This is a genomic window from Stenotrophomonas sp. P5_A8, assembly GCF_056400545.1.
Genome location: NZ_JBFULB010000129.1, coordinates 1 through 10,657, shown reverse-complemented (window position 1 = coordinate 10,657; position 10,657 = coordinate 1). Strand labels below are relative to the sequence as shown.

The window sequence follows — 10,657 nt, the reverse complement described above, 5'->3', positions numbered from 1 at the left end:
GTGCCAACCCAGCTGCTGGTGTCCGGCGCGGATTTCGTGGTGCATCGTGCGCCGCAGGACCGCTTCTACGAGCGCCTGTCCTCGCCGATCAAGGAACGCCACCTGCTGCCGGGTTTCTTCCACGACACCCTGGGCGAACGTGACCGCGCGCCAGCCATCGCCTCCATCCGCCGTTTCATCAGCGAGCGCTTCGCCCAGCCGCTGGTACGACCCAGCCTGCGCGACGCGCATCGCCACGGGCCGACTTTCGACGAGGCCGAAATCCTGTCCTGGCCGCCGCAGCGCAACAGCGCCAAGGACGCCTACTGGCGCTTCACCCGCGCCGGGCTGCGCTTCGGCGGCAGGCTGTCCGAAGGCATCGCGCTGGGGCTGGAGAGCGGCTTCGACTCGGGCAGCACGCTGGACTACATCTATCGCGACCAGGCGCGCGGCAGCGGACCGCTGGGCCGCATGATCGACCGCAACTACCTGGACGCGATCGGCTGGCGCGGCATCCGCATCCGCCGTACCCACGTGCGCGAGCTGCTGCAGCTGGCCGCCCTGCACCTGCATGGCGAAGGTCGCCCGGTGCGGGTGCTGGACGTGGCCGCCGGCCACGGTCGTTACGTGCTCGACGCGCTGGCACAGGGTGAACACCGTGCGGAGGCGATCACCCTGCGCGATTTCAGCGAGCGCAACGTCATCGACGGTCGCAAGCTGATCAGCGCGTTCGGCGCCGACGACATCGCCACTTTCGAGCAGGGCGATGCATTCGACGCGGCCTCGCTGGCCGCGCTGCCGGTGGCGCCGACGCTGTCCACGGTATCGGGCCTGTATGAACTGTTTGCCGATAATGACGCGGTGCTGCGCTCGCTGCAGGGCATCGCCGCGGCGATGCGCGAAGGCGGCTACCTGGTCTACACCGGCCAGCCCTGGCACCCGCAGCTGGAGTTCATCGCCCGCGCGCTGACCAGCCACCGCGAAGGCGTGGCCTGGGTGATGCGGCGCCGCACCCAGCAGGAAATGGACGAACTGGTGCGCCTGGCCGGCTTTGAGAAAGTCACCCAGCGCATCGACCGCTTCGGCATCTTCACCGTCTCGTTGGCACGGCGGGTGCTGCCATGACCGAGGGCGCGCGGCCATGGCGACGCGCGCTGGTCTGGCTGGCGCTGCTGGGGCCATTCTTCTTCCTCAGCTACGGCCTGGCCAATGCGATGGCCGGGCGCCTGCCGTACGTGCCCTCGATCGTGTTCGACTGGGAAGCGAAGATCCCGTTCCAGGCCTGGACCATCGTCCCGTACTGGTCCATCGACCTGTTCTACGTGGCGTCGTTCTTCATCTGCACCCAACGCGCCGAACTGGACATGCACGCGCGGCGGTTGTTCACCGCGCAGTTGTTGTCGGTGGGCTGCTTCCTGCTGTGGCCGCTGCGCTTCAGCCTGGAGCGCCCGGAGACCGGCGGCGTGTTCGGCTGGCTGTTCGACGTGCTGCTGGGCTTCGACAAACCCTTCAACCAGGCACCGTCGCTGCACATCGTGCTGCTGGTGGTGCTGTGGGTGCGCTTTGAGCAGCACCTGCGTGGATGGTGGCGCAGCGCACTGCATGTGTGGTTCGCGCTGATCGGTATTTCCGTGCTGACCACCTGGCAGCACCACTTCGTCGATGTGCCTACCGGCGTGGCCGTGGGCTGGCTGTGCGTATGGCTGTGGCCGGTGCACGGACGCTCGCCGCTTGCCCACTGGCAGTGGACGGCCGATGCTGCGCGCTGGCGGCTGGCCGCGCTGTACGCACTGGGCAGCGCGCTGTGCGCGTCCCTGGCGCTGACCTTCAGTGGCTGGGTGCTGTGGCTGGGCTGGCCGGCGCTGTCGCTGGCGCTGGTTGCACTGGGCTATGCGGCGTTGGGCACGGCGGTATTCCAGAAGCAGGAAGACGGGCGCCTGAGCATGGCCGCGCGCTGGTTGCTGGCGCCGTACCTGTTGGCGGCGTGGTTGAACGCGCGCTGGTGGACGCGACGTGCGCCGCAGCCGCAGCTGGTGATCGATGGGGTGTGGCTGGGGCGCATGCCCGATGCCGGTGCGGTGCTGACGATGCCGACCGTGGTCGATGTCTGCGCCGAGCTGCCGTTCCGCGGCAGCGTGCGCCATTACCGCAGCGTGCCGATGCTGGACCTGGCCACGCCCTCACCGGACGCCCTGCGCCGCGCCGCCGATGCGATCTCGCACGGGCATCGGCGTGGACAGGTGCTGGTGTGCTGCGCGTTGGGCTATTCACGCAGTGCCGCAGCGGTGGCGACCTGGCTGTGCCGCAGCGGCCATGCCGACAGCGCCGATGCGGCGATCCGGCTGCTCCGCTTGGATTGTCCGTGGATCGTGCTGCATGAACGGCATCGCGCTGCGATCGCACTGGCGGTGCAGCCGCAGCACGCCCACGATGCGCCGGGGGTGCAGGCATGAGCACGGCGATGCAGGTGCAGGCGATGGCCGCGCTGCTGCGCCAGGCGCGCATTCCGGCGGTGATTTCCACGCTGCTTGCGGCGACCGCACTGGCACTGTTGCTGCTGGCGCCGCGCAGTATGCCGGTGGTGGCAATCGCGCTGTTGTCGCTGCTGGCCGGTGCAGGCCAGGCGTACTTCGCTGCACGGATCGGCTTCGACCGTGCACTGCTGGACGGCCTGCTGGCCGCGCATCCGGATGCCGCACCGGGACCGATCGACGATGCGCTGCAGGCCTTGGGCCTGCGCGATGCGGTGCCACCCACGCGTGGTTGGCCTGCGCGCTGGCAGGGCATGCGCGGTCTGCTGCGCGGGCAGGGCGCGTGCGTACTGCTGCAGGCGCTGACGCTGCTGGCCGCGCTGTGGTTGCGGATATCCGGATGACTCACGCAAGGGATGCAATCACGATGAGGGCAGGACATGCTGGCTGATCTGGTGGCACGCAGCTGCAGTGGCGCGATCCGCGCACTGACCGGCGCGCGCGCATTGTGGCAGGGCTGTGCACCGTCCAGCGACCATCGCGTGTACTACGGCAACCACGCCAGCCACGGCGATTTCGTGCTGATCTGGTCGGCGTTGCCGATCACCCTGCGGCGCCAGGTCCGCCCGGTGGCAGCGGCCGATTACTGGCAGCGCGACGGCCTGCGCCGCTACCTGATCCACGCGGTGTTCAATGGCGTGCTGATCGAGCGCGATGCGGCCAAGCGCGACCACGATCCCATCGCCTGCCTGTGCCAGGCGGTGGACGAAGGCAACTCGCTGATCCTGTTCCCCGAGGGCACGCGCAATACCGAAGAGGGGGTGTTGCCGTTCAAGAGCGGCATCTACCACCTGGCCCGGCAGCGCCCGGAGCTGGAGTTCGTGCCGGTGTGGATCGACAACCTCAAGCGGGTCATGCCCAAGGGCCGCTGGTTGCCGTTGCCGCTGCTGTGCACCACCACCTTCGGCGAGCCGCTGCGGCTGAAGGCCGATGAGGACAAGGACCGCTTCCTGGAGCGTGCCCGGGTGTCGCTGCTGGCGCTGGATCCGCAGCCGCGCAGGCAGCGCGCATGATGGCCGGGCAGGGGATGCTGCTGTTTTCCAGCYTGGCCAGCGATATCGCGCAGCTGTCCACGCACGCGCAGACCCGGCTGTTGTTTGCCGGTATCGCGGCGGTACTGGTGGTGGCCACGGTCATCGCCGAGACCCTGCGCTGGCGCGCGCGCCATGCGCCCAGCACGGTGCTGGCCAACCTGGTCTCGCGCATCCGCGCGTGGTGGGTGATGGCCGCGGTGGTCGCGCTGGCGTTCTTCTTCGGACGCACCGGGGTGGTGGTGCTGTTTGCGGTGGTGTCGCTGTTCGCGCTGCGCGAGTTCATCACGCTCACGCCCACCCGTGCCGGCGACTACTACGCGCTGCTGGCCGCCTTCTACGTGGTGCTGCCGTGGCAGTACTGGCTGGTGTGGACTGACTGGTACGGCATGTACACGCTGCTGATCCCGGTCTATGCGTTCCTGTTCCTGCCGATCCTGGCCACCATCGGCGGAGACACCACCGATTACCTGGAGCGCACGTCCAAGGTGCAGTGGGGGCTGATGATCTGCGTGTTCTGCATCTCCCACGTGCCGGCGCTGCTGAACCTGAAGCTGGCCGGGGTGGAGCCGGCGCGCAACCTGCTGCTGTTCGCGTTCCTGGTGATCGTGGTGCAATCCTCGGACGTGCTGCAGTACATCTGGGGCAAGCTGATCGGCAAGCGCCTGATCGCACCGAAGCTGTCGCCGTCCAAGACCGTGGAAGGTTTCATCGGTGGGGTGCTGTCGGCCAGCGCGCTGGGCGCGGCGCTGTGGTGGCTGACCCCTTTCACGCCGTGGCAGGCGTTCGGGATGTCGCTGGCGGTCAACCTGATGGGGTTCTGGGGCGGCCTGGTGATGTCGGCGATCAAGCGCGATCGCGGCATCAAGGACTGGGGCCACATGATCGAGGGCCACGGCGGCATGCTTGATCGACTGGATTCGGTGTGCTTCGCCGCGCCGGTGTTCTTCCACCTTGTGCGGTACTTCTGGAGCGCGTGAGGCGTATCGGGCAAACCGTCGATGCGCGTCACCAGCGGGCGATGCCGTATTCCCTTTGCATCGTTTCTCTGCCTGGAAACCTTGATGTCCCCGCATGACGCCATACGCATGTTGATTCGCACCTACGGGTACGTCGGCTTCCTGTCGATCTACCTGGGATGTGAGCGTGATGGCCGCGCTGCGGCGCCTTGGCACAGCCTCGGCGACTCAGGCGCACTGAAGGCACAGGCGGACGAATGCTGGGGCGCAGGACCGGAGGTCTTGCTGTCGTACTTCGTCGATCTGCGTGAGCGGCGGCGCACGCGTGGCATTGAGTACAAGCTCTATTTGGAACAAGGCAAGTGCGTTGGCGATGGGATTCGGCTGTATCGGCGCATGCCCAGGGTGGACGAGCTGCTGATCGAGCTTTCCGTGCTCGCAGACCTGCACGCAATCGAGGTCTACCGGTTCGTGCCGGCGATGGATGAAGGCGCGATTCTGTTCTCGAACGGAGCCATCGCCCGCTTCCAGCGAACGCCTGGCAACACGTTCAGGATTTTTGCACTTGAAGGGCCCCTCGGCCATCCGGACCGCGTGCCAGGCCAGGTCCTTGCGCTGCGCAATAGTCTTGAGCGCGTCCGCGATGTCGGATGGCTGCGGGAGCACCTTGGCAGACCTCTTCCCTGGGAAGCATGGCTGGCACAGCACTGACCCGCGCCTTGCCGGACGCGCGTTGCGTCCACACCGCCATCAGGTGGCGATGCCGTATTCCTTCAGCTTCTTGCGCAGCGTGGCGCGGTGAATGCCCAGCATGGCCGCCGCGCGGCTCTGGTTGCCTTCGCAGTGGTTGAGCACTTCCACGAACAGCGGGATKTCCATTTCGCGCAGGACGATCTCGTACACATCGTCGGCATCGCACCCGTCCAGGTCCCGCAGGTAGCGTCGGACCGATTGGGCCACGTGTTCGCGCAGCGGTGGCTTCGGCGCGCCACGACTATTGTCAGGACGAGAAAGGACAGCGTTCAAGGAGGTTCCCGGTGCAGATGCCGGGGCGGACAGCAGCCCCGGGCGTAGAATTGTAGGGGGTCAGTCTAGCGCGTGCGTGGGCAGGCCGCCACGCTCCGGGCTGGAACGCGGGGTTACAGGAACTCGAAGGTGAATGCGACGGTCGACGCGGCGGGCTCGCGCACGCGGAACGCGATCTGCGCGCTTTGTCCTGGTTCCAATACGCTGTTGGCATCGACCGAACGGTCCAGGTAGTCACGCGGTGCGAACGCGCCGGTGCCGATCACGCGGCCATCGGCGTCGGACAGCGACAGCCGCAGCGACGGCCATGCCTGCGCCCAGCGTGCATCGTTGCGGAAGCTGGCCTGCACCTGCAGCGCACCGGGCTGGCCCGGTACCGGACGCACATCGCGGCTGATCATGCTGAACGCCGCCGGCTCCTGCCACGCCGGCAACGTGCAGCGCAGTACGCTGCACACCCCGGCGATCCACGGCCGGGTGCCGGCATCGGCAGCCAATCGCGCGCGGTCGGCGACGGCGATCTGCAACAGCAGCAGCACCACCAGCCCGGCCAGCACGCCCCATTGCCAGCGCGGCGTATGCAGCGGCGCCACGGGCAGCCRCATGAAGCTCGGTGCGGTCGTGGCACGTCCCTGCACGGGCGGGGTTGCCTCGGCCGGCGCCACGCTCGGATCGTCATCCTGCACTGCCGATGCGTGCGCGGTATCGGCGTCAACGCGCGATGCGGGCGCCTCGGCCGTGGCCGCCACGCGGGCGTCTTCGCGTGGCGCCGCATCGCGTTCTGCGTGCTCGCCGTGGTCCACGTGCGCCACGCGCTCGGCGGGCGGCGGGTCGAAGACCGACACGGTCTGCGTCCAGTCCTTGCCCTCCGTCACCGGTGGCGCCGTGTACTGCGCAGGCAATGCCTGGGCGTCCGCGTCCGCATCCGACGGCAGCGTCTGCGCGGGTGGTTCGCTGGCAGGTGTGTCTGCCGGGCTGGCACGCAGGAACGTGGCCAGCGGGCGACGTGGCGGTGGCGTGGGCTCGGTCATCGGGTCGGGGCCGGGCAGGAGGGGCGCGCCCATTCAAGCACGTTCATGCCGCCTCACGCGCGGCGCACGCCGGTGATGCGCATCCAGTCGCCGTCCTGCGCGGTCTCCAGCTGGTCGAACCACGGCGCGTAGCGCACCAGCAGCTCGTCTTCCTGGCCATGCAGGATGCCCGACAGTGCGATGCGACCGCCGGCGGCAACGCGCGCGGCCAGCACGTCGGCCAGCGCATCCAGTGCCGAGGCCAGGATGTTGGCCACCACCACCGGGTAGGTAGTCGGCGGTTCGTCGGCGGGCAGGTACACCTGCAGACGATCCTGCAGGCCGTTGCGCTCGGCGTTGTCGCCGGTGGCGATCACCGCCTGCGGATCGTTGTCCACACCTACCGCACGCGCGGCGCCGAGCCGCAGCGCAGCCAGTGCCAGGATGCCCGAGCCGCAGCCGAAGTCGAGCACGGTCTGGCCCGCCAGCACGCCGTCGGCGGCCAGGCTGTCCAGCCAGCGCAGGCACAGCGCGGTGGTGGGATGGGTGCCCGAGCCGAACGCCAGGCCCGGGTCGAGTCGGATCACGGCGGCATCGTCGGCCTGCGCGGCCTCGGGCAGGTCGTGATTCCACGGCACGATCCAGGTGCGTTCACCGAAGGCCATCGGCTGGAACTGGTCCAGCCAGGCGCGCTCCCAGTCTTCGTCCTGCACCGCGCGGAAGCTGGCATCGGACCAGTCCAGGCCGGGATCGAAGGCATCCAGCGCGGCCAGCAGCGCCAACGCGTTGGTCTCGGCCGGGAACAGGGCGGTGAGCACCAGGTCGTTCCACAACGGGGTCTCGCCCACGCCCGGCTCCAGGATCGCGCGCTCGTTGCTGGTATCGGCATCGGCATCGAGCAGGGTCACCGCCAGCGCGCCGACATCGTCCAGCGCATTCTCATAGCGGGGCTGGGTGGATTCGCTGCAGCGGAGGGTGAGTTCCAGGAACGGCATGGGGTGGGCTACCTGCGGAAAACGGTGAATGCTAGACCATTGTGGGGGTGGGCTGCCCGCCGCGCGACCCAGGCGCGTCTCCCGCCGCGGCGAGATTCGGCCCGCCGGTGGATTCAGACAGGGCTACGGGTGCTTGCTAGACTTGGCTTCCCGTTGCCCTGCCGGCAACCTCCGGTCCCGCGCATGGCCCTCGTGCCTACCCTCAAAACCTGGTTGCTGGTCGTACCGGCCCTGGCGTTGCTGGGGGTGGTGGGCTATCGCGCCGGTGGTCATGTGCGCCCTGCCGAGGCAGGCAACGCCGTGGATGAGGTGCCGGTCACGCAGGTGGCCGCGGCGCCGGTGCAGGCACAGCAGCTGGCGCGCCAGTTGCTGTCGATCGAGCGCGGCACCACCATCGCCTCGGGCCTGCCGCTGGACATCCGCGCCGACATCGAAGGCGACACCGACCTTTACGCCTACGCCCAGCGCCTGCAACTGCAGGCGGGCAACGGCAATGCCGAGGCGGCGTGGATGGTCAGCCGTGTCTACGACTACTGCGCGACCTACGCGATGGATCCCGGCGGTTACCAGTTGGACAACGCGCTGCTGACCGGCATGGGCATGACCGCTTCACCGACCATGGTGCAGGCCCGCGAGCGGGTCGCGCGGCGCTGCGGCGGCTTTGTCAGCAGCGACGGCCTGGGCCGCCAGTTGATCCTGGCCCAGCGCGTGCAGGCGGCCAAGGCCGGCAATCTCGCCGCCGAGGCGTCGCTGTTCGCCGAAGGCCAGCCGCTGGAGAACAGCCCGACCTACCGCCGTGGGCTGGTCGAGCGGGTGATGGATTCGCGTGACCCGGAAGCCTACATGGCGCTGTCCACCGGCATGGGCCAGCGCGCCAGCGGCGATCGCGCGCTGGACGGGCTGGTGGCCGGCGACCAGTTCAGTGAACTGGCCTGGCGCCTGGCCGCGTGCGAGCTGGGCATGGCGTGCGGGCCGGACAGTGTGTTGATGAACAATTTCTGCGCGAACGGAGGGATCTGTTCGCAGGACGGTGGGCAGGACTTTGCCACTTTCGTGTATGACGCTGCGGTATCGCGGCAAGGTGCGGGGAAAATGAAGACGTTGGTTGAAATGCTGATCAAGCAGAGGAACGGGCGATGAATTACCGTCGATTCCTGCATGGTGCCAAGTTCTGGTTCTGGGTGGCGTTGTTCGTGGCCTACTCTGCCGGGGCGGTCGGCCTGGTGATGATCGATACCTATGAGGACCGCTATCGCAGCCTGTCCAAGGTGAAGCTGACCTCGGTCAAGGCCACCGAAGACGTGCGCCGCGCCGGTGCCAGCCAGGTAGCTGCGGTGTACCGCGCGCAGAGCGGCATGCCGTTTGCCTCGCTGCCGGCGGGCAGCACGTTTCAGGTGGTCTGGCCCGATGGCTCCACCGAGACGATGGTGATCGTCGATCCGACCTCATCGCTGGGTGTGGCGCCGGTCAAGAACAGCCAGGTCACCGCGGCCGACGTCGCGCGCTGATGCGCGACGCTGCGGCGGGCGTGGATACCCCGCGCCCGTTGCGGCTGGTGCTGCTGCCGGGCCTGGATGCGACTGGCACCCAGCACGTCGCGTTTACCGCCGCGATGGCGCGGATGGGCGTCGTGGTCACGGTGATTGCCTACCCGGTGGATCGCGCGCTGGATTACGCCGCGCTGGCGGACGTCGTTCGCCAGGCGCTGCCGACCGACGGCGACTACGTGCTGCTCGGTGAGTCGTTCTCGGGCCCGTTGGCGCTGGTGATCGCCGCCGCACCCCCGCTGCGGTTGCGCGGCCTGATTCTGTCCACGACGTTTGCGCGCTCGCCCTGGCTTGCGCTACGCCGGCTGCAAGCGGTGTTGTACCGCGCGCCGGTGCGCGCGTTGCCGATGCCGGCACTGTCGTGGCTGTTGTTCGGGCGCTGGGGCAGCCCGGCCCTGCGTGCCGCGTTGCAGTCGGCGCTGGCGCGGGTGCACCCACAGGTGTTGCGCGTGCGTGCGGTGGCGGCACTGGGCGTGGATGTCGMCGCGCAGGCACGCGCGGTGGACCTGCCCACCCTGTGCCTGCACGCCGCGCACGATCGTCTTCTGCCTGCGCGCTGCCAGCGCCACCTGTCGGCGATGTTGCCGGCGCAGGCCACTACGCGGCTGGACGGGCCGCATCTGATGCTGCAGGCGCGTCCGGAAGCGGCGGCTGCGGTAATCGCAGGCTTCATGCGGGGCGTTTACGACATCGATTGAGGGTGCGGCTTGCCGTACCACCCTGTGGTCACGGACTGCCGCAGCATCGGTGTGATCGGCGCGTGGCGGCCATGTCCACGCGGCCTTCGCTTATGGCTCTCGGGTATTTCACGGTGCGACGCGCAGCCTGCGGGTGTTGGCTGCATCCGCAGCGCACGTGCCGGAGAACCTGTCGAATGAATACCCGTGGCGATTACGCCTCCCAAGATCCCTTGGCCACCGCGACTGTCGCCGTGGTCACCCCCCCGCCGGTGATCGCACCCGCGCATGACCACGCCGTCTCGTGGGGCGCCATCTTCGCCGGTGCCGCCGCTGCTGCGGCGCTGTCACTGGTCCTGCTGATCCTCGGCGTTGGCCTGGGACTGTCCTCGGTATCGCCGTGGGCGTATGAAGGCGTGTCGAAGGAAACGTTCGGTTGGTCCAGCATCGCGTGGCTGACCGTCACCGCCATCGCAGCGTCGGGCCTGGGCGGCTATATCGCCGGGCGCCTGCGCAACAAGTGGAGCAACCTGCACGGCGATGAGACCTACTTCCGCGACACCGCGCATGGTTTCCTGTCGTGGGCCGTGGCGACGCTGCTGACCGCGGGCCTGCTCACCACGGCCATCGGTGGGGTGATCGGTGCCGGCGCCAAGGTGGCCGGTGCCACCGCTGGCGCGGCGGCGACCACGGCCGGTGGCCTGGCTGCGGCCGCCGGTCCTGCCGCGATGGGCGACAACAACGGCGACCTGCAGTACTGGGTGGACGGCCTGTTCCGCGCCAACCCGAACGCACCGGCCGCGCCGATGGCGCCGCCGCCGGGTGATCCGGCTGCTGCGCCGGCTGCACCGCAAGCCGGTGTGATGCCGCCGCCGCCGCGCCCGATGCCGGGTGGCGAGCGC

The 10,657-nt window shown here is 68.8% G+C and carries 13 protein-coding genes; 10 read left to right on the top strand and 3 right to left on the bottom strand.

Annotated elements, in window-relative coordinates:
* The 6 genes from AC1DQP_RS10995 to AC1DQP_RS10970 all read left to right on the top strand — a co-directional run.
* Positions 1-1,104 (top strand): class I SAM-dependent methyltransferase family protein (locus AC1DQP_RS10995; protein WP_478051589.1); only part of this gene is annotated, 1,104 nt, incomplete at its 5' end.
* Positions 1,101-2,432, top strand: coding sequence for a phosphatase PAP2/dual specificity phosphatase family protein (locus AC1DQP_RS10990; RefSeq protein WP_457318172.1), 1,332 nt, complete (start codon positions 1,101-1,103; stop codon positions 2,430-2,432). The genes AC1DQP_RS10995 and AC1DQP_RS10990, both read left to right, overlap by 4 nt.
* The gene (locus tag AC1DQP_RS10985) at positions 2,429-2,854 is read left to right on the top strand and encodes a hypothetical protein (RefSeq protein ID WP_457318171.1); all 426 of its coding nucleotides are present in this window, start codon (positions 2,429-2,431) and stop codon (positions 2,852-2,854) included. The genes AC1DQP_RS10990 and AC1DQP_RS10985 overlap by 4 nt, the downstream gene beginning before the upstream one ends.
* Positions 2,855-2,890: 36 nt before the next feature.
* Entirely contained in the window at positions 2,891-3,523 is a 633-nt protein-coding gene (locus AC1DQP_RS10980; protein ID WP_256776664.1) for a lysophospholipid acyltransferase family protein, read from the top strand.
* A gap of 14 nt (positions 3,524-3,537) precedes the next feature.
* Positions 3,538-4,521, top strand: a complete 984-nt coding sequence (locus AC1DQP_RS10975) for a phosphatidate cytidylyltransferase (protein WP_256776663.1) — start codon at positions 3,538-3,540, stop codon at positions 4,519-4,521.
* Between the two features lie 84 nt (positions 4,522-4,605).
* Positions 4,606-5,211 carry a hypothetical protein gene (locus tag AC1DQP_RS10970; RefSeq protein WP_457318170.1) on the top strand — a complete coding sequence of 202 codons (606 nt, stop codon included), beginning with the start codon at positions 4,606-4,608 and terminating at the stop codon, positions 5,209-5,211.
* A 39-nt stretch (positions 5,212-5,250) separates the two neighbouring features.
* On the opposite strand, the gene fis is transcribed toward AC1DQP_RS10970, so the two are convergent.
* From fis to prmA, 3 genes are all read right to left on the bottom strand, one after another.
* Complete coding sequence (gene fis, locus AC1DQP_RS10965; RefSeq protein ID WP_478051588.1) at positions 5,251-5,526, bottom strand: DNA-binding transcriptional regulator Fis; 276 nt, start codon at positions 5,524-5,526, stop codon at positions 5,251-5,253.
* 113 nt (positions 5,527-5,639) lie between these two features.
* Positions 5,640-6,557, bottom strand: coding sequence for a DUF3426 domain-containing protein (locus tag AC1DQP_RS10960; RefSeq protein WP_478051590.1), 918 nt, complete (start codon positions 6,555-6,557; stop codon positions 5,640-5,642).
* 53 nt (positions 6,558-6,610) lie between these two features.
* Entirely contained in the window at positions 6,611-7,531 is a 921-nt protein-coding gene (gene prmA, locus AC1DQP_RS10955; protein WP_457318169.1) for a 50S ribosomal protein L11 methyltransferase, read from the bottom strand.
* 183 nt (positions 7,532-7,714) lie between these two features.
* Here prmA and AC1DQP_RS10950 point away from each other — a divergent pair, with 183 nt between their 5' ends.
* The 4 genes from AC1DQP_RS10950 to AC1DQP_RS10935 form a co-directional block, all read left to right on the top strand.
* Positions 7,715-8,671, top strand: coding sequence for a hypothetical protein (locus AC1DQP_RS10950; protein ID WP_457318168.1), 957 nt, complete (start codon positions 7,715-7,717; stop codon positions 8,669-8,671).
* Positions 8,668-9,039 carry a hypothetical protein gene (locus AC1DQP_RS10945; RefSeq protein ID WP_256776658.1) on the top strand — a complete coding sequence of 124 codons (372 nt, stop codon included), beginning with the start codon at positions 8,668-8,670 and terminating at the stop codon, positions 9,037-9,039. Before AC1DQP_RS10950 ends, AC1DQP_RS10945 begins: the two co-directional genes overlap by 4 nt.
* Positions 9,039-9,776, top strand: a complete 738-nt coding sequence (locus AC1DQP_RS10940) for an alpha/beta fold hydrolase (RefSeq protein WP_478051587.1) — start codon at positions 9,039-9,041, stop codon at positions 9,774-9,776. Before AC1DQP_RS10945 ends, AC1DQP_RS10940 begins: the two co-directional genes overlap by 1 nt.
* Positions 9,777-9,952: 176 nt before the next feature.
* On the top strand, positions 9,953-10,657 hold a 705-nt coding region (locus tag AC1DQP_RS10935), incomplete at its 3' end, for a hypothetical protein (protein ID WP_478051586.1).